At 33.3% G+C, this 20,810-nt stretch carries 32 protein-coding genes, 1 tRNA gene and 2 rRNA genes; 26 read left to right on the top strand and 9 right to left on the bottom strand.

All coding sequences use genetic code 11. From position 1 onward, the window contains the following. The 26 genes from PHP31_07675 to PHP31_07550 form a co-directional block, all read left to right on the top strand. On the top strand, positions 1–1,050 hold a 1,050-nt coding region (locus PHP31_07675; GenBank protein MDD3739155.1), incomplete at its 5' end, for a hypothetical protein. Positions 1,051–1,110: 60 nt separating this feature from the next. Further along, on the top strand, positions 1,111–2,310 hold the full coding sequence (locus PHP31_07670; protein ID MDD3739154.1) for a glycosyltransferase: 1,200 nt from the start codon (positions 1,111–1,113) through the stop codon (positions 2,308–2,310). A gap of 158 nt (positions 2,311–2,468) precedes the next feature. Further along, positions 2,469–3,263, top strand: coding sequence for a DNA adenine methylase (locus PHP31_07665; GenBank protein MDD3739153.1), 795 nt, complete (start codon positions 2,469–2,471; stop codon positions 3,261–3,263). Between the two features lie 360 nt (positions 3,264–3,623). After that, on the top strand, positions 3,624–4,088 hold the full coding sequence (locus tag PHP31_07660; GenBank protein MDD3739152.1) for a hypothetical protein: 465 nt from the start codon (positions 3,624–3,626) through the stop codon (positions 4,086–4,088). Positions 4,089–4,156: 68 nt separating this feature from the next. Beyond that, positions 4,157–4,594, top strand: a complete 438-nt coding sequence (locus PHP31_07655) for a single-stranded DNA-binding protein (protein MDD3739151.1) — start codon at positions 4,157–4,159, stop codon at positions 4,592–4,594. Between the two features lie 130 nt (positions 4,595–4,724). Continuing rightward, complete coding sequence (locus PHP31_07650; protein ID MDD3739150.1) at positions 4,725–5,174, top strand: hypothetical protein; 450 nt, start codon at positions 4,725–4,727, stop codon at positions 5,172–5,174. Positions 5,175–5,178: 4 nt separating this feature from the next. Further along, a complete protein-coding gene (locus PHP31_07645) occupies positions 5,179–5,436 on the top strand; it encodes a hypothetical protein (GenBank protein ID MDD3739149.1) in 258 nt (85 codons plus the stop codon). Then, positions 5,429–5,992, top strand: coding sequence for a hypothetical protein (locus PHP31_07640; protein MDD3739148.1), 564 nt, complete (start codon positions 5,429–5,431; stop codon positions 5,990–5,992). Before PHP31_07645 ends, PHP31_07640 begins: the two co-directional genes overlap by 8 nt. After that, the gene (locus PHP31_07635; protein ID MDD3739147.1) at positions 5,982–6,560 is read left to right on the top strand and encodes an ATP-binding protein; all 579 of its coding nucleotides are present in this window, start codon (positions 5,982–5,984) and stop codon (positions 6,558–6,560) included. Before PHP31_07640 ends, PHP31_07635 begins: the two co-directional genes overlap by 11 nt. Before the next feature lie 70 nt (positions 6,561–6,630). Continuing rightward, positions 6,631–7,386, top strand: coding sequence for a DNA adenine methylase (locus PHP31_07630; GenBank protein ID MDD3739146.1), 756 nt, complete (start codon positions 6,631–6,633; stop codon positions 7,384–7,386). After that, the gene (locus PHP31_07625) at positions 7,386–7,565 is read left to right on the top strand and encodes a helix-turn-helix domain-containing protein (GenBank protein MDD3739145.1); all 180 of its coding nucleotides are present in this window, start codon (positions 7,386–7,388) and stop codon (positions 7,563–7,565) included. The genes PHP31_07630 and PHP31_07625 overlap by 1 nt, the downstream gene beginning before the upstream one ends. Before the next feature lie 216 nt (positions 7,566–7,781). After that, entirely contained in the window at positions 7,782–7,988 is a 207-nt protein-coding gene (locus tag PHP31_07620) for a hypothetical protein (protein MDD3739144.1), read from the top strand. Between the two features lie 12 nt (positions 7,989–8,000). Continuing rightward, entirely contained in the window at positions 8,001–8,300 is a 300-nt protein-coding gene (locus PHP31_07615) for a hypothetical protein (GenBank protein ID MDD3739143.1), read from the top strand. 47 nt (positions 8,301–8,347) lie between these two features. Then, positions 8,348–8,896 carry a hypothetical protein gene (locus PHP31_07610; protein ID MDD3739142.1) on the top strand — a complete coding sequence of 183 codons (549 nt, stop codon included), beginning with the start codon at positions 8,348–8,350 and terminating at the stop codon, positions 8,894–8,896. 113 nt (positions 8,897–9,009) lie between these two features. Further along, complete coding sequence (locus tag PHP31_07605; protein MDD3739141.1) at positions 9,010–9,534, top strand: hypothetical protein; 525 nt, start codon at positions 9,010–9,012, stop codon at positions 9,532–9,534. A 4-nt stretch (positions 9,535–9,538) separates the two neighbouring features. After that, the gene (locus PHP31_07600; protein ID MDD3739140.1) at positions 9,539–9,949 is read left to right on the top strand and encodes an LPXTG cell wall anchor domain-containing protein; all 411 of its coding nucleotides are present in this window, start codon (positions 9,539–9,541) and stop codon (positions 9,947–9,949) included. Continuing rightward, positions 9,950–10,525 carry a hypothetical protein gene (locus PHP31_07595; protein ID MDD3739139.1) on the top strand — a complete coding sequence of 192 codons (576 nt, stop codon included), beginning with the start codon at positions 9,950–9,952 and terminating at the stop codon, positions 10,523–10,525. A 106-nt stretch (positions 10,526–10,631) separates the two neighbouring features. Next, complete coding sequence (locus PHP31_07590; GenBank protein ID MDD3739138.1) at positions 10,632–11,126, top strand: hypothetical protein; 495 nt, start codon at positions 10,632–10,634, stop codon at positions 11,124–11,126. 4 nt (positions 11,127–11,130) lie between these two features. Beyond that, positions 11,131–11,424 (top strand): hypothetical protein, encoded by a 294-nt coding sequence (locus PHP31_07585; protein MDD3739137.1) that lies wholly within the window; start codon positions 11,131–11,133, stop codon positions 11,422–11,424. Position 11,425: 1 nt separating this feature from the next. Beyond that, positions 11,426–11,839, top strand: coding sequence for a hypothetical protein (locus tag PHP31_07580; protein ID MDD3739136.1), 414 nt, complete (start codon positions 11,426–11,428; stop codon positions 11,837–11,839). Between the two features lie 18 nt (positions 11,840–11,857). Continuing rightward, positions 11,858–12,220, top strand: a complete 363-nt coding sequence (locus tag PHP31_07575; GenBank protein ID MDD3739135.1) for a hypothetical protein — start codon at positions 11,858–11,860, stop codon at positions 12,218–12,220. Positions 12,221–12,362: 142 nt separating this feature from the next. Further along, the gene (locus PHP31_07570) at positions 12,363–12,836 is read left to right on the top strand and encodes a glucosaminidase domain-containing protein (GenBank protein MDD3739134.1); all 474 of its coding nucleotides are present in this window, start codon (positions 12,363–12,365) and stop codon (positions 12,834–12,836) included. Between the two features lie 66 nt (positions 12,837–12,902). Next, on the top strand, positions 12,903–13,229 hold the full coding sequence (locus PHP31_07565; GenBank protein MDD3739133.1) for a hypothetical protein: 327 nt from the start codon (positions 12,903–12,905) through the stop codon (positions 13,227–13,229). Between the two features lie 2 nt (positions 13,230–13,231). Then, entirely contained in the window at positions 13,232–13,675 is a 444-nt protein-coding gene (locus PHP31_07560) for a hypothetical protein (GenBank protein ID MDD3739132.1), read from the top strand. A 9-nt stretch (positions 13,676–13,684) separates the two neighbouring features. Further along, entirely contained in the window at positions 13,685–13,966 is a 282-nt protein-coding gene (locus PHP31_07555; protein ID MDD3739131.1) for a hypothetical protein, read from the top strand. Beyond that, positions 13,936–14,406 carry a hypothetical protein gene (locus PHP31_07550; GenBank protein ID MDD3739130.1) on the top strand — a complete coding sequence of 157 codons (471 nt, stop codon included), beginning with the start codon at positions 13,936–13,938 and terminating at the stop codon, positions 14,404–14,406. The genes PHP31_07555 and PHP31_07550 overlap by 31 nt, the downstream gene beginning before the upstream one ends. On the opposite strand, the gene PHP31_07545 is transcribed toward PHP31_07550, so the two are convergent. The 9 genes from PHP31_07545 to PHP31_07505 form a co-directional block, all read right to left on the bottom strand. Beyond that, a complete protein-coding gene (locus tag PHP31_07545) occupies positions 14,403–15,365 on the bottom strand; it encodes a site-specific integrase (GenBank protein ID MDD3739129.1) in 963 nt (320 codons plus the stop codon). The two genes, PHP31_07550 and PHP31_07545, sit on opposite strands and share 4 nt — an antisense overlap. A 373-nt stretch (positions 15,366–15,738) precedes the next feature. After that, positions 15,739–15,811: transfer RNA gene (locus PHP31_07540), tRNA-Lys, on the bottom strand. Between the two features lie 113 nt (positions 15,812–15,924). After that, entirely contained in the window at positions 15,925–16,854 is a 930-nt protein-coding gene (gene xerD, locus PHP31_07535; GenBank protein ID MDD3739128.1) for a site-specific tyrosine recombinase XerD, read from the bottom strand. A 3-nt stretch (positions 16,855–16,857) separates the two neighbouring features. Continuing rightward, the gene (locus tag PHP31_07530) at positions 16,858–17,355 is read right to left on the bottom strand and encodes a dihydrofolate reductase (GenBank protein MDD3739127.1); all 498 of its coding nucleotides are present in this window, start codon (positions 17,353–17,355) and stop codon (positions 16,858–16,860) included. A 5-nt stretch (positions 17,356–17,360) separates the two neighbouring features. Then, positions 17,361–18,155, bottom strand: a complete 795-nt coding sequence (locus PHP31_07525; GenBank protein ID MDD3739126.1) for a thymidylate synthase — start codon at positions 18,153–18,155, stop codon at positions 17,361–17,363. Positions 18,156–18,176: 21 nt separating this feature from the next. Further along, positions 18,177–19,421 carry a nucleoside permease gene (locus PHP31_07520; GenBank protein ID MDD3739125.1) on the bottom strand — a complete coding sequence of 415 codons (1,245 nt, stop codon included), beginning with the start codon at positions 19,419–19,421 and terminating at the stop codon, positions 18,177–18,179. 15 nt (positions 19,422–19,436) lie between these two features. Then, positions 19,437–20,042 (bottom strand): bifunctional nuclease family protein, encoded by a 606-nt coding sequence (locus PHP31_07515; protein MDD3739124.1) that lies wholly within the window; start codon positions 20,040–20,042, stop codon positions 19,437–19,439. A 182-nt stretch (positions 20,043–20,224) separates the two neighbouring features. After that, positions 20,225–20,334 (bottom strand): 5S ribosomal RNA (rrf, locus tag PHP31_07510). Between the two features lie 75 nt (positions 20,335–20,409). Then, a 23S ribosomal RNA gene (locus PHP31_07505) occupies positions 20,410–20,810 on the bottom strand; the annotation flags it as partial.

Genomic DNA, 20,810 nt, shown 5'->3' with positions numbered 1-20,810 from the left:
ACTGGTGCAACCGGTGCACAAGGAAATCAAGGTAACCAAGGACATCAAGGTTCTACAGGTGCTCAAGGTGCTCAAGGTCCACAAGGCAAACAGGGAGCTACAGGTGCGACCGGCGCAACCGGCGCACAAGGAAATCAAGGTAACCAAGGACATCAAGGTTCTACAGGTGCTCAAGGCGCAACCGGCGCTCAAGGTGCACAAGGAAATCAAGGTAACCAAGGACATCAAGGTTCTATAGGCGCTCAAGGTCCACAAGGCAAACAGGGAGCTACTGGTGCTACTGGTGCACAAGGTAATCAGGGCAACCAAGGATATCAAGGTAACCAAGGGTATCAAGGTGCTACCGGTGCTTCGGGTATAGGTTCACAAGGTCCACAAGGTAACCAAGGGCACCAAGGAACCACAGGAGCTTCGGGTGTGGGTGCACAAGGTCCACAAGGCAATCAGGGGTATCAAGGATACCAAGGTGCTATGGGTTTTCAAGGACTATCAGGCTCAATAGGTCCGCAAGGAAATCAAGGAAACCAAGGTAGTCAAGGGCACCAAGGCACAACAGGAACTTCGGGACCTCAGGGTAACCAAGGGTACCAGGGGGCTGCGGGTAGTGGAGGGGTAGGTTTACTACTATTAAACCAAAGCATACTGATTTCTAGCACAGGTTACACAACGATTAACAGTTTAAGCCTATTTGGTTGTAATAACAATCATATATATCATATCAGAATTAGATTAACAGTCATAAATGGAAGTGGTGGACAAGGTGTTGTGTTAAGATTTCAGAATTCAGGTGGTAGTCGTCCCTACCTTATAGGTTATATTACAAGTAGCTATGGGGCTAATACAGGTTCTTCCGTAATACATAAACAACATATAGGATTTAATCAAGACACTATTATTCACGCAAAAACATCTAATTCACAGTCCGCATTCATGGAGATAGACCTACTGTGTAATGATTTTGGAGATACTTTTAGAGTGTTAGCTAAAGCCATTGGGTCTAATGGCACTACCATTACAGCGCCAAGTTATTTAGAGTATTACACTGTTTAATAAAGTAAATAAATAAACAAATAAACAAATAAACAAATAAACAAATAAACAAATAAATAAATGTTAGTATCTGTTTTTACACCATCTCACAACCCTATATACTTAATAAGAGCTTATGAGTCTTTGTTAAGTCAAACGTATAAAAATTTCGAATGGGTTATTTTGCTTAATAACGGAGCAGAGGCTCCACCTATTTGCGACGATAGAGTTAAGTTTTATACTGCTCCAGTAGGCACACCTCCTTACGTCGGAGCTTTAAAGTCAATAGCAGTAGAGCATTGTTGCGGTGAAATACTATTAGAATTAGATCACGACGACACACTCGAACCTACAGCTATAGAAAAAGTCGTTGATGCATTTAACGAAAGCGACGAAATAGGGTTTGTTTATTCCAATACAATACACAAAAAAGAAGATCACTTTTCTGAGGAATTTGGTTGGAAATATCGCCCATACGATAAAGAATGGGAAGAACATATTAGCTTTCCGCCTACAGCGGAATCAGTAAGCCGAATATGGTTTGCACCAAATCACCTAAGGGCGTTTAGACGAAATTACTACTATCAAGTCGGTGGATACAACAAAGAAATGAGAGTATTAGACGACTTGGATTTAATGTGTAAGTTGTTTCAAATTTGCAAATTTAAGCATATCGATGAGGGTTTGTATAAGTATTTTATACACGGCGATAACACATATATATTGCACAATAGCGAGATACAGTGTAATGTATATAGAATTTATGACGAATATATAGAGAGTTTAGCTGAAACACAAGCCAGAAGAAACGGGTTAAGACTTATAGAATTGGGTGGTAGATTTTCCGCCAAACAAGGCTACGAAACTGTAGACTTGCTCGATGCTGATATCATAACTGACCTAAATAACGATTTCCCGTTTGACGATAGCTCTGTTGGTGTCATAAGAGCATACGACATATTTGAACATCTAAGAGATCCTATACATACAATGAAAGAAGTTTACAGAGTGCTTGCACCCGGAGGTATTCTATTTTGCCAAGTTCCTAGCACAGATGGCAGGGGTGCATTTCAAGATCCAACACATGTAAGTTTTTGGAATGAGAACTCGTTTTTATACTACACGGATAGAAATAAAGCAAAGTATATCGACACACCAGTGAGATTCCAAGCTTTACGTATATACACAACAGAGAAAGATGCGGAACATGTTTGTTGGACGATAGCACATCTCATTTCGCTAAAGAACGGATATAGACCTTGCGGTTTAATTAATATATAACTTAAAACCCCCATCTCTCAGCTGAAGGTCTCACGCTTCAGCTGAGTTAAGGTGCCACAACACCAAGACGAAGGCTATGCCTTTGGTGTTGTGGCACCTTTTTATTAATGTGAGACGATGCAAAATTATAAATAAAAACTGAACTAAACATAAAACTCATGAAAACATGCATAACTTATTGGGGAGGAAAGCAGCTTATGGTGGATATAATATTGCCCCTTATACCGCCACATCGTGCGTACAACGAACCATTTTTCGGGGGCGGCGCTGTGTTTTTCGCAAAAAAACCTGCAGAAGTGGAATTTATCAATGACATCAATGGTGAGATGGTAAATTTTTATAGAACTTTGAAATTGAAATTTGACGAGCTTAAAACTGAAGTAGATTGCACATTACACTCGGAATATCAACATCGCTTAGCAAGGGGTATATATGACGAACCTCTAAAACATAGCGACGTGCTGCGTGCGTGGGCGGTTTGGATGTTGAGTAAACAATCCATTTACGCAATATTAACGAATGGATGGAGCGTGAGCATAGACAAGAATAAAGCTAAACAGGTACAGTGGAGTAAACAGACGTTTACCAACATGTATGCCAGGAGGTTGGAGCGTACAAGTATATTCTGTCGCGATGCTCTATCAGTCATCGAAAGCACAGATAGACCTACAACATTTCATTACTTAGATCCGCCCTACTACCAAGCTGATATGGGGCATTATTCTGGATACACATTAGAAGATTTTACGAACCTGCTTAACACAATAGAGAAGATACAAGGCAAGTTCCTTTTAAGTACGTATCCCAGCAATATCCTGCGAGAATATGTAGAAAAGAACGGCTGGAATATGCTGGAAATTAAGATGCATAAAAACGCAGGCGGTGGCGAAAAAACAGAGGTGCTAACTTTTAATTACGACTCACAATTTACCAAGCAGTTAGAACTGTTTTAATTGCTATTTAAACGCCGATTAAATAGTGTTTAAAAATTGAAATTTTGGGTGTTTTGTGGGGCACCCCCATAAATATCTATTATAATTATTTACCTTTGCAAACAAAAGTGCGTGGAAAATTATTTACACATTTCGTTTTAAATAAATATAACATTTCGTTTTTGCGATTATAAAATCGACAAAAGTAAAAAACAATATATTGTTGAATTTTGGTACAAAAACGGAGTTATAGTAGAACAACCGGAACAACATTACTATAAAACATCAAAAAATATTTACAGGTTTGAATTGCGATTAAAAGGGGAGTTTGTAAATAGTATAAAAAACTTTTTTATTGACAGATTAACTGACGTAAATTTTTTGATTAGTGTTATAAAGTATAGTACACATTATTTTTTTGGTGCTGAAAACATAAAAACAGGTGAATATTTAGAATTATTGCCTTATAATAAGTTTAAATTAGAGGAATTGGAGTTTGTTAAGGAAGAACCGACAGAGGGATTATACATGGCTAAAATGACATTACATGGGTTAATTAAAGATATTTATTCATGTAGAATTAAAAGAGAAAATGTAAACGAAACAATTGAAGTTATAATGGATAGGGCAGGACGGTATAAACTTTTCAGACATTTAAGAGATAAATTGCCCGAATGGGAAAAAAAATATAGTGTAACAACGCCAGAGAGTAAAAAAAACGATGTAAAAAAAGTTATAGATGAAATTTATCAAAGAGTTGTTAAATTTTTGTACGATGGCGATGTACATTTAAGAGCAATTGATAATCAACAGCCCGACGCTACGGCTCGATTTACTGAATTTTAAATTAAAAATTTGGTTCTGCACATGCGGGACCAAAACACAAATACATTAACACTTAAATTATTCAAATTATGATTAAATTAACATTACTCGGAAATTTGGGACACGACGCTATAATTAATAACGTCAACGACTCAAAAGTTATTAGTTTTTCGGTTGCTATCAATCAAAATTATACCGATAGCAAAACCAAAGAAGTGGTAGAACGTACTTTATGGGTGCAATGCTCATATTGGCGTAACAGAGACCAAAGTTGTAAAATAGCAGAATATTTGCAACAAGGCACAAAAGTTTACCTTGAGGGCGTACCTTTTGTATCGGAGTACACCGACAGGAACGGCGAAAAAAGGGCAAGTTTGAGCATGCGAGTTGATTTTGTTGAGATTGCAAGTTTTAAAGAAAAGGTAGATGTTGAGACTTTTCCCGACGTCAATGTGGAGCAACAAGCACAAAACGCAATTAAAAATGATTTAACTAAACCGCCTGCGGACGATGATTTATCTTTTTAGTCCTTATATTTATTTTTATTTTGTTGTTAATCCCGCACTATGCGGGATTTTTTTTAAATATTTTTCAAAAATTTTTGTTTAAACTAAAACTTTAAGTATCTTTGCAAAGTATTATTAAAATCAATCAGTTATGAGTGAAACAAATAAAAAATTAAACATGCGACCAATGAGTATCCGAATATATGATGATACTCGTGAATTGTACGACGAATTAAGGAATGAGCGAACGCACGATAATTTCCTTTCAGCACTTTTAGAATTATATCAAAATCCTAAAGAAAAAGAAGTTCCTATACAAGCTGACAAAGACAAAATTAATGAGTTAACAGAAACCGTTATCGACCTTAAAAATGAAAATTCTTTATTGCTTGATGAAATTTCAAATTTAAAACAAGAAAGTTCAACTAATGCTGAAACATATACTAATACTTTGAAAAGTAAAGTATTATTTGAATTGTCCGATGATGAATTTAAGTTAATGGAACTTATCAAAAAACAGGTTAAGAAAGATAGAAATGTAGATATATCAACTGAAATTGCTTTGTATTTAGCAATTCGAGATGGGTATTTAATGCGTTAAAAATATGAATGGAATAATATTAAAAACACTTATCAATTCTATTGGTACAGAAAAAATCGCCAACTCTTTAAATGCTTTTTTATTAGAGAATTTAAATCATAACGGGCAAAAGGTACACATTTTACTTGTAGAGAACGACGGCGTAATTTATTTTCAAAAATATTTATATAATTCTGAAACCTGTAAATATATGGTTTTTGGCGAAAAGCAGAATTTAACACAATTTATTGATGATTTACTAAATAAAGCGACAAATGGTTGAAAATTTTAATACTAATGAAATAAGCCTTCAGGATATGCTCGGGGATATGGATAACCCTAAAATTGAGTACGACCGCCCAACTTTTGAAGACGTCCGCATTCCTAATGATGAACTAACCAGATTAGAAAATGAACAGAGGGCAGAGGAACTGAGCAAAGAGACTGCCCAAGAAGTTGGTAAAAGTTTTGCCGATTTAGCAACTAATGCAGTTACTTCTGTTTGTTCTTTTATTGGGCAAGAGCCAACGGAACGGTACAAAATACGAGCTGACCAAAAAAAGGATTTGGAAAAAGCATACACAAAAGTTGCAGAACATTATAATTTAAAAGAGAGCAACCCTGTAGTAACGGCTATTATTTTAACAATTATAGTTTTTGCAGTACCTATTAAAACCGCATTAACAGACCGAAAATTGAAAAAAATTGAGGCAGAGCAAAAGCGACAAGCTGATGAACTGGCTCAAATTCAACAACGACAAGCAGAACTTGAAAAGCAGATGAAAGAAAAAGAAAAAGAAACTGCAAACGAAATTAACACCGAAACAAATGGCAACTAATGGACGTCTAACTGAGCGCATTTTGGTAATCGGAGAACCCGGATGTGGTAAAACTACATTAGTCCGCCAGATTATAAAAGAGGAACTTAAGCGAGGGGGTAGGGCTTTAATTATTGTAGGAGATAGTGCCGAATATGCTAATGTGCCGGAAGTTGCTTATCAATTTAAAGAACGAGTTGCAAAATATAAAGGTTGCAGAAAAATAGTAACAACAAAGAGTCAAGCCGGCGAAGTGCTTGATACGGTTTTTAATTATTATTATAATGGGCTTTTAGTTTTTGAAGATTTTAGGGCGTTTGTTGGTGCTAATACAACAACTAATTTAGAAAAGTTGTTGGTTCGTTCACGGCAACACATGTTAGATATTGTTGCAGTTGCCCATTCACCAGACCGAATACCGCCTGCATTCTTTAGTTATGCAAGTAAAATTATTCTTTTTAAAACTGCTGTAACATTTAATATTAGAAAACAATATTTACATAATATAAATTATTGGCTACGAGTGCAAGAGATAGTGAACGAAAAAGCAAAAGAAAACAAATATTATTATGAAATCCACCCAGTTTAAAATATACAATCAAAGTCCATTACCATTTCAGGGGCAAAAGCGAAATTACAAGCGTATTTTTCAAAATATATTGAAAAAAAATTTTTCAGAGAAAAATATTTATGTTGATTTGTTCGGCGGTTCTGGTTTGTTATCACATTTTGTTAAACAAGTTTACCCCAATGCAGTAGTCGTTTATAATGATTATGATAATTTTGTTAAGCGATTAAAAAACATTGATAAAACAAACAAAATTATAAATGAGTGCCGACAAATTTTAAATAAATACCCAAATGAAAAGAAAATAACGGACTCGGAGCGTAAGCAAATTATTAATGTTTTAGAAAAACATAATAAAAAGGGCTTTGTCGATTACATAACATTAAGTGCAAGTTTGTTGTTTTCTGCTAATTACGTTACAAGTTTAGACGAATTAAAAACTAAAACTTTGTATAATAATATTGTTCAAAAAGATTATAGTTGTAATGGTTATTTGCATGGTATTACAATTGTAAGAACTGATTATAAAGAATTATATAACAAGTATAAAAACCGTAAAAACGTAGTTTTTTTAATAGACCCACCTTACTTATCGACTGACAACAAAACATATTTATCAGAGAAGTATTGGACTTTGAAAGATTATTTAGATATTTTGCCAATATTAAAAAACACAAACTTTTTTTACTTTACATCTAATAAAAGTGATATTGTGGAATTGTTGGAATGGTTGGCAAAAAATGCAAATTTAAAGAATAGTTTATATGGTATTAAAAAGGTAAAAATGAAAATAGGCGTAAATAAAGATGCTTATAATGAAGATATAATGTTATTTAAAAAGTTGTAATGTCTGAAACTAAAGAAAAATACAAAAGTATGACTTATAGCCAGCTTGCACAAGTGTATGGTGTTTCATATACCACGTTCCGCAAGTGGTTAAAAGAATTTTTGCCACATTTGTTACCACGCAAGAATAGAGTTTTAACGCCTCGACAGGTTGAGGAAATTAGAAACGAATTAGGTTAATCCCTCCTTATATATTACTATTTGTTATTGTTTTTACCCCGCATTATGCGGGGTTTTTATTTTATCCAATGCTAATATTTATTAATAACTATTATTATTTGTTATTATCTATTATTATTTGTTACTATCTGTTATTATCTAATAATCAACTTGTTATGCTTTGTATTTTTGTTGCCTGTAAATGTAAAATTAAAACATTAATTAAAAATTTTTGAAATGAAAATAGATGATTTAGTACCAAAACCGCCACAGGGGAAAATATTTATGTGGTTATCACTTATAAGTGTAGTGCTTATAATAGTTTTTGTTTATGACGCATATTGGGGACGTGGAGATTTTTTTGGTTTAGCAAAAACAAAAACTACAAGTACCACTAATTTAATTACTCCGAACGCAACAACCGGAACAAAAACCAACGAATAAAAATTTAATAAAATGAAAAATAAAACATTAATTATTTTAATTGTAGTCGGTTTAATAGTTGCGTATTTTGTTTTTTTTAAACCTCAAACCGCAACCGCACAAACAGCCACTGCCACTACACCCGTTAATGATTTAGGTACAACTGCAAGTGGTCAACCTATTACCGAAGCAATGATAACAAAGGAAATGCGAATTATACGCAACGATGCCACATGGTTTAATAAGGTAAGAAGTGATGCTTTACAAAATGGTATTGAAGTAGCTACAGCATTGAGAAACGCAGCCATTTGGCAATTAAAAACTCAACATTAATATTAAAGAAAAATAAAATTAATTAGAAAAATAAAAATCTTAAAATCATGAATAATATTCAAAACGCAATCGGGGAAAGATTTACCTTAATGGTTTGTAACAATACTACAACCGCTAAAAAAATCGGAATTTTAAACGGTATTTTTGAAATGCCTTACGACATTTCTACAAATACAAAAAAAGCTCTTGAAACCGCAGGCTTTTTCGTTGAACCGCTAAGGACTTGGGATACAACTCAAGACCCATATGGTGCTGCCGATAAGTTGACATCCAAATCGGATAATACTCGTTTTTCAATCGAGCAATTTCAAGCATACTTACAAAAACAAGGTAAAAAAGTACGTAAGCTAATAGTTATGGCAAACCATAGCGACGTGTTTACTCAAAGTATCGAAATGGTAAATTATACACCTTTGTCCGGTAATGCTATTCAATCCTTTAGTTTAAATGATTTTTTTAGCACATACCAAAACCAGACTAACAAAATTGAAATTAATTTTGAACAGGGCAATGGTGCAATGAACCTTGATTTCAGTACCCTTTTACAATTCAACTTGGGCGCTGGTAGAGAAATCAGGTTAACATTTATATTTTAACGTATAGCAACATAGTGTTAAATGTAATTTAGTTAATAATTTTTTGTGTTTGGAATTTAAAGGCTACACGTTGATTATTATTAAAGTGTAGCCTTTTTTTAATAAAAATCAAAATGGAAAATTTAGAAAATTTTAATCAAATATTAGAGGCAAATAATTTTGAAGTGTCCGAATTATTGAGGCAGTTAAATATTATAAATTTAGGTAATGAAACTTTGCTCGAAATGTGTTATCGAGCATACCAAAAAGAGGGGAATAGTTTTGCTTACAAACTTTCCGAAATAATTGTAAACAATACAAATGTTTCAAATTTAGTTACTTTAAATGACAATGTAAATGTAAGCGATAACACCAATCCAATAAATACCTATAAAAGTGGTGAACCTGCACAGGAGACTGCATCAGATACTACAAAATTTGATAGGGTACTCGGTAATGTAACAACTCTTTTAAATACCGGTATTGGAGCATTTGGGGCATGGCAACAAGCACGTTCGGCACGAGATATGAGCAATTGGCAATATCAGCGTGATTATTATGAACGTCTTAACAAGGAGAAACAAAACAGAAACATTTTAATCATAGCAGCATTAGTAATTATTGCGATAATAATTATTGTTGTTGTTAGAAAATATTAATATTATGGAAAGTAACAATAATTTAAACCTTATTCTTATTATAACAATTGCAGTTTTGTTGTTTTATTTTTGGCGAAAAAAACGCAAAAACAATGAAGTACCAATTTCACAACCGCCAATAATTAATAACAATTATTATGTTAAGCCGACACCGAGACCGTATTATCCGCCAAAACCTGTAGATACAACAAATTTCCAATCGGCTAATGATACACCGACAGCTGGCAATACAAGGACAGACGCACCGTCGCCGAACAATAATACTATAAACAATAATACTATTCAAGTTGACCAGAGTGCCGACAGGTTAGAATATGCTGTAAAAGGTAAGCCAATTTTGGGTAATACAATCGAAGTCGACCCAAATCCTGCATATAAAAAAGATGATGTACAAAATACAATTAAAATTAAGTAAATGTTTAGTGACGTTAAATTTGTGAATAATGCAGACTATATTGCCCAAGTTGACCATGATGATAATACTTTGGCTATAAACAATGATATTTGGCAATATTTGAACGAAAATGAAAAAGATTTTGTGTTATGGCACGAACAGGGACACCTTAGGTTAGACACAAAATCCGAATTCCTTGCTAATGGTTATGCCGTGCAAAAGTTTGCAAATTCTATTGAAGTAAGAAATCCGCGTGACTTGTCGCAAAAAATTACTTTTTTGACAAATCAAAATTTGTACAGACATCCGAATAAAGTAATTACTTTAGATGTGCCACAAGACAACAAAAGTAATATAGCTCCAATTTTAGTCGCTGCAATAATCGGTGCCGTTGGTAGCATTGGTGGGGCAGTTATTCAAAAGAGTAACATTGGGCAAAAAGCACGACAAAAAGAGGCTACCTATTATGCACATCTTGAAATGGCTAAGGAACAACAGCGTCAAGAAAACAATAAAAAGTTAATCATTTACATATCAATTGCAGTTGTACTAATACTTATAACTGTAATTGTTTTAATGAGATTTAAAAAGAAATAGAAATGAAAACGGAATACATTATATACATAGTTGCATTTGTTTTAATTGTTTTTGCTTTTTATACAGGTTATGTGTCCGGTAAGAACAAATTTAGTATTAGTAAAAAATGAAAGATTGGAATAAATACATATTTATAATTGCTTTAGTGCTTTTGTTTTATTTTTTTGGAAATAGGTATGGAAAGTTTATAGGTAAACGAAACACAGCCGACGAAAAGAAAAAACAGCAGGAAGTTGATGATTTTGGTTTTACTTCTGAAAATGTAAACAAAACTAATTTAACCTATCCACCTGAAAAATATAAAACATTAGCAGACCAATTAGACAAGAGTTTTAATTTTTTAGACAACTTAACTTTTGGAATTATAAATAATTTCAATTCAATTTATGCAGTTTTTGCACAGTTACAAACTGATGATGACATGAAACAGTTAATAATTGAATACGGAACACCACTTGACACACCCGACTGGGGCTTTGGTTGGTTTTTAAATTTTAAGCGTAGAAATTTAGTTGAAACTGTACACGAACACATGAATAAAAAACAGATTGCAAAATTAAACGAGTTATTTGTTTCAAAAAATATGACATTTAGATTTTAAAGTTATGAATAAAAACGTAATAGAAATATACGAACCGCAAAATAATACTTCAAACAGCGAGGTATTTGATTTTTTTACAGGTTCTTTTTTGTGGGACGGTCGCAGAAAAAAGAATTTAGCTGAGGCAGAGGCACGATTGCAAGAGGCACAAGCCAAGAGTGAGGCAGAGGTAATAAAAGCCCAAGCGGAATTAGAAAAGGCAAGAGCCGAACGCACTAAGGGAATGCTCGGCAATATTGCTAAAATTGGCTTTTTAATGTTATTAGTAATTATTGCAATTATTGTTTTAAAAAAGTAAGATGAAACTTAAAAAGTATAAATATTACAAACCTTATAATAAGTCGGGGAAAACCACTTTTAAAGATACACAGAATAAAAAAGGTGTCTATTTGATAAAAGAAAATAATAAAGTGGTTTACATCGGGCATAGTACATATAACTTGTATAAAACAATGTATCGCCATTTCCAAAAGTGGTCGCACAAACAACAACAAGTTATTAGCTACAACGACAGGATGAATAGTAAAAATTATACTGTTAGAATAGTCTTAACCAATACGGCAAAACAAGCACAAGCATTAGAACGAGCGCTTATAATTAAATATCGCCCACGAGACAATGAAATAAAATACAGCTCATTTTTGCAACCGGCTGAAAAGTTGATTGTAGAAAATTACGAAAAAGAACTTGTTATACTTGAATGCCCATTTTAAACGTAAAAATTAAATAAAATGAAAAAAGATAAAATATTTTTAATAATTATTTCACTTGCAGTTGTGGCAGTAGTTGTCTATTTTTTTGTTAAAAAGAAAAAAACGCAAACAACAAACAACACTAATACAACTAACAACCCAACTAAACCGCCTGTAGCAATAACAGATCCCGGATGGATACCTGCAACATTTCCTTTGACCAAAGGCATGCAAGGACAATTAGTAATAGACTTGCAAACTATGTTAAATACTCAACACGGAGCTAAATTAGTGGTTGACGGAAAATTTGGAGAAAAGACATATCAGGCAGTTATAAACGCTAGAATTGGTTACCCTGTAGGAGTATTCCAATTAATGAATTTACCAACTATTAACGCTTAATAATAACATGGAAAACACAAACAAAATAGGAGCATCGGTAACAATCGAACTCGACAAAGTAAGCACCACGAGCTTTCTAATTAAAGTGTTTATTGTTGTCGCTTTACTATTGTTCCTTAACAAATTAATGAAAAAGTTTTAAATGAAAAATTTAATTGACAACTACGGCGAAGTAATTATCGAAGCAACAATTGGAACGCCTTTGTTTCCTTCTGTAAAATTCGCACAATTGTGTTTAGAAACAGGATATGGTCGTAGCATTGTTGGCAATAATTTATTCGGAATAAAGGGTAGAGGCAAGAAAACACCATTTTGGGACGGTAGCATAATTTACGCCGACACCAAAGAAAACGTAAATGGTACAACAGGCACATACAACGAGCCATTTCGTAATTACAAAAGCCAAACCGATAGCGTGCGGGACCATAACCATTTATTACTTACATTAAGCCGTTATCGAATAGTCCGCCAAGCCCAAACACCCGAAGCCCAAGCCCGAGCATTACAGCAAGCAGGCTATGCAACCGATGCCAATTATGCCAATAAGCTAATAAATATTATTAACAAATACAATTTAAAAACTTTAGACGAAAAAAAAAAGTTATGCGAACGGTAAACATAATACTATATAGTGTAATTATAGCAATTGCCCTATATTTTTTAATTAAAAATTTGAAGTAAAATGTTAGATTTAAATTTTGAAAATTTGTCTTTTATTAAAAAGAATGCAGATAGAGTATTAGAAGTAGAGAACTTTTGGGACGATAATTTGCAAAAGGAAGTAAATATCTGTTTTTTGGGTTTTTATAATTTTCAATTAGACAAATGGGCGATTGTTAAGATTATTGAAATTCCAAAATACGAATATGAGTATGATGAGGAGGTATATTATAATTGCAATGTAAAAGAAACTATAATAGAATATCCAAATGGTATTTTATCTTACAATTATGAATGGAATATTCCTAATGATGTAATTAAATTAAATTATTTAAAAAAGCGATTTTAACTATGGTTGAGTTTGATAAAATATTAGGGGAATTGAGAGAAGCACCACCACCACCACCACCACCACCACCACCAGATTTATCTAAATATGTGTTAAAAAATTCCTTATATTATAGTAACGAAAGCTTTTTACTAAGAGAAGTAGATATTGGAATTGCTATAAGAAAGACAGAAATACCTGATAGGTATGTTTATGAGTTTGGTAGGTACTATGCCCCAAATACCAGTATAAATATGAGTTCAATTAGTGTATTTGTAAATGGTATATTATTAAAAAGAAATGATGAATATATAATAACAGAGAAAATTGTAAATAATGTAAAAAAATTTGAAATTGAAGTGTTAGAGACTTGTTTTTTTAATAATAGTAATGATAGAGTTTTTTGCATTGCAAATGAAGTTAATCATATGGGATATAAAAAAAATATATTGAATAAAAATTTTTAATATAATTTTATGGAATTTTGGCAGGAAGTAATATTATCGTTAGTTAGTTTTTTTGTAGGCGGGGGCTTGTCGTCTTTTTTTACAATTAAGTATAAGAGTAAACAGGAAAAATTAGTTACTACTAAAAGTGTTGTACAATTTTACAAAGACGAATGGATAGAACTAAATAACAAGTATTTAGCCATAAAATCTGAAAACGAAATTTTACACAAAAGGCAAGAGGAGTTACAAGCAGAAATTGACACTTTAAAGAAGCAGTTATGTACTTTGCGAAAAAATATAAAACAATAATATTTGCAATTATTATTGTTTTTTTAACGTCATGCACACCACAAAAACGCCTTACCCGCTTATTACATCGACATTCATACCTTACATATAACGACACAGTTTTTCATGAAAAAAAAATAATAACTTCGGGTATATGGTTAGATACAACTTTTATTATTAATAGTTTTAAAATACCCGAATATCCAGATTTATTATTTGTCCAGGATACTTTTATAATCAGAGACGAAAGAATAAAAGGTTCGTTAATATTAGATGCGAACCGATTAAAATTAAGTTTAAAACAAGAACCCGACACAATAAGAGTACCTGTACCTGAATATCGTACAAGATATGTTACAAATCAAAACGAAAAAAAACAACCAAATACTTTATTGGTTGCTTTAATTGTTGCAGGAATTTACAGCGTATTGCTGTCTTTAATAGCTATTAAAAGACGCTAAATTGTGTCAAATTTTGCAATTTCCTGTACTTTTAATGTGTTTGTAATTTTTGCGTAAATTTGCGTAGTGCTTATATTTGCATGTCCTAACAATTTAGAGATAACAGCTATCGGAATACCTAAAGTTAGCCCGAGAGTTGCAAATGTGTGTCGGGCTACGTGAAAAGTTAAATTTTTATCAATATTACAAAAGTCAGCTACAACTTTAAGATATGAATTTGTTTTTTGGTTGCTTAACACATCAAAAACTTTGTCTTTTGTTTTTGTAAAATCAATTAAATCAAGTGCTTTTTTATTTAAAGGAATTAATATTTTTTCCTGTGTTTTTTCCATTGTAATATTCAAATATTTAATGTTTAAGTCATCAATTATATTGCTAAAATGTAAGTTATAAATATCTGAAAATCTTAAACCTGTAAAACAAGAGAATAGAAAATATGTACAAACATTTTTTATTTGTTTATTGTTTGTTGTTAATCTAAATTGCTCAATTTGTTTTATTTCGTTTGAGGTTAAAAAAGTTCTGGTGCCATGTGCCGTTGGTATTTTAAAATTGTCAAAGGCATACTTATCAATCAGACCTCTTTTAAATGCTATATTTGTAAATTTACGTAGTATTTTTAAATGTGTATTTGCCGAATATTTACCATTATTTGTTTCATTTAAAAGGTAATTATAGTAGTCATCTAAAAAGTTACTTGTAATATCTTTTAACTGTAAATTTGGCTTATACTGTAGTAATACATTTAGTTTACATCGCCACATTTTTATAACACTATCTTTATAAGTGTTTTTGTGTGCATTAATGTAATCAGTAACAAAGTCTTTGTAATAAATGTTTTTATCGGCTTTTTTATTATTAAATACAAAATCAAAAATTTGTTCTAACTCAACACTTTGTTCGTTTATATTAGCATTTAGTATAAACTTGTTTGTTTTAATATTAATGTTATCTAACAAAATATTAAATTTTGCCAGCTCTTTATAACCCGTTTTAATCCTTTGTTTTTGTTTATCAAAAGCTAAAGTAGGAATTTTAACGCCTGTACTACGTCTTAAAACTCTGCGAAATTGTGTTAATTGTAAATAAACAACAGAATAGTTGTTGTCGTAGTGCTTAAGCACAAATTTGTGGTTAATTGTAATGCTCATATTTATTATTGTTTTTAAATGTTTATACCTGTAAACAAAAATTAATACATGTAAACCGAGTGTAAACAAATTAGTAAAAGTTTTATTAATTTGTTCAAATGCGACAGTTTAATAATTGTTTTAATTTCAACAGTATTAAACAGTTAAAACAAAAAAATAAATATAGAACATGCCCAAGTAGTGATCCGCCTGAGGTTCGAACTCAGGACCCCATCCTTAAAAGGGATGTGCTCTACCTGCTGAGCTAGCGAATCATCATTTTTTCAAAGAGATTGCAAAGATACTATTATTTTGCAAAATAACAATTATTAATCTCAATATTTTTTCAAAATTGCCGAAATAATCGGCTTTGCAGAAGTGCCGCTTGTTATAACTTGCTGTTATTAAGGTTTTTATCTCTGTAAAATGGATGATGTGAAATTATGTTATCTCGCAAAAATTCTTTGTTCAAGTGAGTGTAAATCTCGGTAGTCGTTATGCTTTTGTGTCCCAACATTTCTTGTACTGCCCTTAAATCGGCTCCTCCTTCAACTAAATGTGTAGCAAAAGAGTGTCGCAATGTATGCGGACTAACATTTTTTTTAATCCCAGCCAGCGGCAATAAGTCGTTAATAATAATATTTATCATGTTACGTGTGAGTTTCTTTCCTCTTCTGTTCAAAAAAACGTAGTCTTCGTATCCTCTCTGGATTTCTACATGCGTTCTAACATCAAAAATATAAGTGTTCAACTGCCTTATTGCTTTATTCCCAATGGGAACAAGACGTTCTTTGTTCCCTTTACCTACTATTTTAATAAATTCTTCTTTCAAAAACAGGTTGCTGATTTTTAAATTTATCAGTTCGGAAACACGCAGACCGCAGCCGTACAAAATTTCAATAATAGCCTTATTTCTTTCGCCTTGCGGATGCGACAAATCTATAGCACCTATAAGCCTTTCCACTTCATTTATAGTTAGGAAGTCGGGTAGGCGAGTGCCTAATTTCGGACTGTCAATCAAACTTGTAGGGTCGTTTTCTATAACTCCTTCTATAATCAAATATTTGTAAAAAGCCCTAATACCCGATATAATCCTCATCTGCGATTTAGGTGAGATGTTTTCATTGTTTATTGACATAATAAAACTCTCAATGTCTTTGGTCTCTATTTCCGTGGGTTTGCTGTTTTCAGACTTATTATCCCTGCAGTATATGGCAAACTTAGTAATATCTCTATTGTACGCCGCAATAGTATTAGCTGAGAGCGAACGCTCAATTTTCAGATACGTTATAAAACCTTTAATGTAGCTATCCCACATGTTTTACTGTTTTCTCAATAAAGTGACGTTTTTATAGTGTAAATCATCGTTAGCAATAAGATGTTCTTCATCAATTATGTTCCATTCGTCGAAATTAATTTTAGGGAAAAACGTGTCGGCTTCGTATTCTCTGTCAACCACTGTCAGATATAATTTGTTAGCGTAAGGCATAAAAAGTCTATAAACCGATTCGCCTCCTATTACAAAATTTTCATTGTTAGGACTCAAATTTTCAAAAACCTGCTCAATATTATTTACAACCACGCAACCTTCGGCTTCAAAATTTTTGCTTCTGGTTAGTACAATATTCTTCCTATCAGGCAAAGGCTTTCTGGGTAGCGACAAATAAGTTTTTCTGCCCATGATTATAGTATTGCCGGTGGTTAATTTTTTAAATCTTTTCAAATCGGCAGAAATATGCCATAGCAGCTTGTTGTCCTTACCGATAGCATAATTTTTTGCTATGGCGACTATAATTGAAATTGGTATATTGTTTTTCATAATAATTATACTGCTACTTCTGCTTTAATGTGAGGATGCGGGTCGTAATTCTCGATAGTAAAATCTTCGTACTTAAAATCAAAAATATTTTTTACATCTTTATTGATTTTCATTGTTGGAAGAGGTCTAGGTTCTCTAGCAAGTTGAATTTTAGCCTGTTCAATATGATTGGAATACAAATGCGCATCGCCTAATGTGTGAACGAAATCGCCCAACTTTAAATTAGTAACCTGTGCTATCATCATGGTTAAAAGTGAGTACGACGCAATATTAAAAGGTACGCCTAAAAAAACATCGGCACTGCGTTGATACAGTTGACACGACAGTCTTCCTTCGGCTACATAAAACTGAAACAATATATGACAAGGAGGTAAAGCCATTTTATCAAGAACGCCTACATTCCATGCACTTACAATATGCCTACGCGAATATGGCTCTTTTTTAATATTTTCTACTACTTCCGAAATTTGATCTACAAATCCGCCATCATGCTTGTCCCAACTACGCCATTGGTGTCCGTATATAGGACCTAAATCTCCGTTATCGTCAGCCCATTCGTCCCAAATAGTTACTTTGTTGTCTTTTAAGTATTTGATATTTGTATCGCCTTTCAAAAACCATAATAATTCGTGAATTATAGAACGAAGATGCGTTTTTTTGGTTGTCAGTAGCGGAAAACCTTCGTTTAAGTCGAAACGCATTTGGTAACCGAAAATACTTTTTATACCTGTATTTGTTCGGTCAGGCTTTTCAACTCCTTTTTTTAATATAGTGTCTAATAATTCTAAATATTGTTTCATTTATTGAGTTGTAATAATTTATTATAATGATTTTGAAATTTTTTCGGGTTCGTGTTTATAATCAAATAAAATCCAGAACAAGAAAAACACAACTAAAGCGTAGGCGGCAAATACAAACCATGAATTGGGCCAACCAACTACGTCAACAACTTTTCCTGCTGCGTAAGAACCTATAAGGGCTCCAAAACCGTTGGTCATTATCATAAATACTCCTTGCGCACTTGAGCGTATTGACGGCGATGTTTCTGTTTCGACATACAAAGAGCCGGATATATTGAAGAAATCGAATGCAAAACCGTAAATTATCATAGATAGAATCAACATCCAAACTCCGTCGCCCGGATTTCCTGTTCCAAGCAAGGCAAAACGCAGTACCCATGCAATCATACTCATTAGCATAACGTTTTTAATTCCGTATCGTCTTAAAAAGAAAGGAATAAGCAGTATGCATAGTGTTTCCGACATTTGAGATATTGAAATCAAAATATTTGCGTGTCTAACACCAAAACTATTGGCATATTGTGGCATGTTTCCAAAATAATCGGTTAAGTACAGGTTTGCAAAAGCATTTGTAATTTGTAAGGCAACTCCTAAAAGCATAGAGAAAACAAAGAATACTGCCATCCTTTTTTCTTTAAAAAGAGTAAAAGCTCGTAAACCTAACATATCGACGAGCGAACTTTTATCAGGATTTTTATTGATGTCGCATCTAGGCAAAGTGAACGAGTACAATCCTAATGCAAATGAAATTATAGCCGAAAAATATAGTTGGTTCGCAGATTTAGAAAGTGCAACCCCATCTATTATTATTAAATCAACTAAAATCATCGAAACAATAAATCCTATTGTACCGAATATACGCACCGGTGGGAAGTGTTTTATAGGGTCCATATTATGCTTTGCAAGTGCGTTGTAAGCTGCCGAATTTGATAATGCTATTGTGGGCATGTAGAACAGAACTGCCAATAAAATAAATGTGTATAGCATGTGGTACTCGGTTTGTCCTGCAGCAACAAACATAAATGTTCCACTTATTAAGTGAGATATTGCTAGAACCTTTTCGGCATTGACCCATCTGTCGGCTATAATACCCATTATTGCAGGCATTACTAAGGAGGCTATACCCATTGTTGCAAAAAAGCTACCTATTTGTACTCCTGTATAATTCAGTTTCCCACCCAAGTAGCCACCTAACGAAATCAACCATGCTCCCCATATTGCGTATTGGAGAACGTTCATTATTATTAACCTGATTTTTATTTTCATATACTTATATTTATGTTAATTGCTTTTTTTCTTTTCAATTATATCTCTAATTTTAGCTGCCAATTCGTAGTTTTCGTCTTCAATAGTCTGTTCTAATAAAAATTCCAAATCGGAAATGGACATGTTGTCAACACTATCTACGTTATTTAAGGCATTGATAAAATTGTATTCGTTATCACCATCAAAATCTTCATCCGATTTTTCCTCATTGAGATTAAAACCGGCTTCTAACATAACTTCTTCGGTAACATACAAGGAGCTTTTCGATAGTAAACACATTATTATTGCATCAGAAGCCCTTGAGTCTAACATAATTGTTTCGCCATTACTTACAAAATATATGTTAGCCTTAAATATTCCTTCTTCGAGTCTATTTATAACGGCATGTTCAACTTCACTGTCGGTTACTTCTAAGTAGTTCATAAACAGTTGGTAAATCAGAGGTCTAGAGATATCGTTTTTGCTGATATAAAGTTTAATAAAGTTGGCTTCAAATGTTCCTATAACTATCGAAATATATCTGTCTCCATCAACTTCTTTAAGGAGTACAGTGTTGTTCATGCTAACATCCTTACTAAAGTATAGTCGGTTTATTTGTATTTGGATAAGTGATTTGTTCATATATTGCACATTTGTTGCAAATTTACAATAATATCGAATAAAATCATTATAAGTAAATAAAAAATTAATTAACAAGGCAGTGTAGAGTAGGAGTGGGCAGGTCAAAAAAAAAGTGCTCAAAATTTTTTGAGCACTTTTCGGTATTATATTCAGACCTTGATACAAGGTGTTATATTAAAGAAAAAAGGCGACTACATACTCTCCCGGTTTTATCCAGTACCATCTGCGTGTACGGGCTTAACGACTCTGTTCGGAATGGGAAGAAGTGGACCCCGTAGCTATAGTCACCAAAATTTTAAATATCTTAATCTAAAAATTGACTATTGACTGAAAGAAAATACGGCATGATAAGGAAAAACCTGATTATAACAGAAAGTTTACGGGTAATTAGTACTGCTCGGCTTTGCCATTACTGACTTTACACCTGCAGCCTATCAACGTCGTCATCTACAACGACCCTTAAAGGAAATCTCATCTTGGGCTAAGCTTCGCACTTAGATGCTTTCAGCGCTTATCTCATCCACACGTAACTACCCTGCGGTGCGACTGGCGTCACAACAGGTACATCAGCGGTGTGTCCGACTCGGTCCTCTCGTACTAGAGTCAGCTGCCCTCAAATTTCCAACGCCCACAACAGATAGAGACCGAACTGTCTCGCGACGTTCTGAACCCAGCTCGCGTGCCACTTTAATCGGCGAACAGCCGAACCCTTGGGACCTTCTCCAGCCCCAGGATGTGACGAGCCGACATCGAGGTGCCAAACCACTC

The sequence above is a fragment of the Lentimicrobiaceae bacterium genome (assembly GCA_028697555.1).
In the GTDB taxonomy this organism is placed as follows: domain Bacteria; phylum Bacteroidota; class Bacteroidia; order Bacteroidales; family UBA4417; genus UBA4417.
This window is presented reverse-complemented; position numbering and strand designations above follow the sequence as displayed.

What these genes read in the sequence shown, in the direction of transcription:
- PHP31_07670 (MDD3739154.1), top strand. Translation starts at nt 1,111, where the DNA reads ATGTTAGTATCTGTTTTTACACCATCTCACAACCCTATATACTTAATA.
- PHP31_07665 (MDD3739153.1), top strand. Translation starts at nt 2,469, where the DNA reads ATGAAAACATGCATAACTTATTGGGGAGGAAAGCAGCTTATGGTGGAT.
- PHP31_07655 (MDD3739151.1), top strand. Translation starts at nt 4,157, where the DNA reads ATGATTAAATTAACATTACTCGGAAATTTGGGACACGACGCTATAATT.
- PHP31_07650 (MDD3739150.1), top strand. Translation starts at nt 4,725, where the DNA reads ATGAGTGAAACAAATAAAAAATTAAACATGCGACCAATGAGTATCCGA.
- PHP31_07645 (MDD3739149.1), top strand. Translation starts at nt 5,179, where the DNA reads ATGAATGGAATAATATTAAAAACACTTATCAATTCTATTGGTACAGAA.
- PHP31_07640 (MDD3739148.1), top strand. Translation starts at nt 5,429, where the DNA reads ATGGTTGAAAATTTTAATACTAATGAAATAAGCCTTCAGGATATGCTC.
- PHP31_07635 (MDD3739147.1), top strand. Translation starts at nt 5,982, where the DNA reads ATGGCAACTAATGGACGTCTAACTGAGCGCATTTTGGTAATCGGAGAA.
- PHP31_07625 (MDD3739145.1), top strand. Translation starts at nt 7,386, where the DNA reads ATGTCTGAAACTAAAGAAAAATACAAAAGTATGACTTATAGCCAGCTT.
- PHP31_07620 (MDD3739144.1), top strand. Translation starts at nt 7,782, where the DNA reads ATGAAAATAGATGATTTAGTACCAAAACCGCCACAGGGGAAAATATTT.
- PHP31_07615 (MDD3739143.1), top strand. Translation starts at nt 8,001, where the DNA reads ATGAAAAATAAAACATTAATTATTTTAATTGTAGTCGGTTTAATAGTT.
- PHP31_07610 (MDD3739142.1), top strand. Translation starts at nt 8,348, where the DNA reads ATGAATAATATTCAAAACGCAATCGGGGAAAGATTTACCTTAATGGTT.
- PHP31_07605 (MDD3739141.1), top strand. Translation starts at nt 9,010, where the DNA reads ATGGAAAATTTAGAAAATTTTAATCAAATATTAGAGGCAAATAATTTT.
- PHP31_07600 (MDD3739140.1), top strand. Translation starts at nt 9,539, where the DNA reads ATGGAAAGTAACAATAATTTAAACCTTATTCTTATTATAACAATTGCA.
- PHP31_07595 (MDD3739139.1), top strand. Translation starts at nt 9,950, where the DNA reads ATGTTTAGTGACGTTAAATTTGTGAATAATGCAGACTATATTGCCCAA.
- PHP31_07590 (MDD3739138.1), top strand. Translation starts at nt 10,632, where the DNA reads ATGAAAGATTGGAATAAATACATATTTATAATTGCTTTAGTGCTTTTG.
- PHP31_07585 (MDD3739137.1), top strand. Translation starts at nt 11,131, where the DNA reads ATGAATAAAAACGTAATAGAAATATACGAACCGCAAAATAATACTTCA.
- PHP31_07580 (MDD3739136.1), top strand. Translation starts at nt 11,426, where the DNA reads ATGAAACTTAAAAAGTATAAATATTACAAACCTTATAATAAGTCGGGG.
- PHP31_07575 (MDD3739135.1), top strand. Translation starts at nt 11,858, where the DNA reads ATGAAAAAAGATAAAATATTTTTAATAATTATTTCACTTGCAGTTGTG.
- PHP31_07570 (MDD3739134.1), top strand. Translation starts at nt 12,363, where the DNA reads ATGAAAAATTTAATTGACAACTACGGCGAAGTAATTATCGAAGCAACA.
- PHP31_07565 (MDD3739133.1), top strand. Translation starts at nt 12,903, where the DNA reads ATGTTAGATTTAAATTTTGAAAATTTGTCTTTTATTAAAAAGAATGCA.
- PHP31_07560 (MDD3739132.1), top strand. Translation starts at nt 13,232, where the DNA reads ATGGTTGAGTTTGATAAAATATTAGGGGAATTGAGAGAAGCACCACCA.
- PHP31_07555 (MDD3739131.1), top strand. Translation starts at nt 13,685, where the DNA reads ATGGAATTTTGGCAGGAAGTAATATTATCGTTAGTTAGTTTTTTTGTA.
- PHP31_07550 (MDD3739130.1), top strand. Translation starts at nt 13,936, where the DNA reads ATGTACTTTGCGAAAAAATATAAAACAATAATATTTGCAATTATTATT.
- xerD (MDD3739128.1), bottom strand. Translation starts at nt 16,854, where the DNA reads ATGTGGGATAGCTACATTAAAGGTTTTATAACGTATCTGAAAATTGAG.
- PHP31_07530 (MDD3739127.1), bottom strand. Translation starts at nt 17,355, where the DNA reads ATGAAAAACAATATACCAATTTCAATTATAGTCGCCATAGCAAAAAAT.
- PHP31_07525 (MDD3739126.1), bottom strand. Translation starts at nt 18,155, where the DNA reads ATGAAACAATATTTAGAATTATTAGACACTATATTAAAAAAAGGAGTT.
- PHP31_07520 (MDD3739125.1), bottom strand. Translation starts at nt 19,421, where the DNA reads ATGAAAATAAAAATCAGGTTAATAATAATGAACGTTCTCCAATACGCA.
- PHP31_07515 (MDD3739124.1), bottom strand. Translation starts at nt 20,042, where the DNA reads ATGAACAAATCACTTATCCAAATACAAATAAACCGACTATACTTTAGT.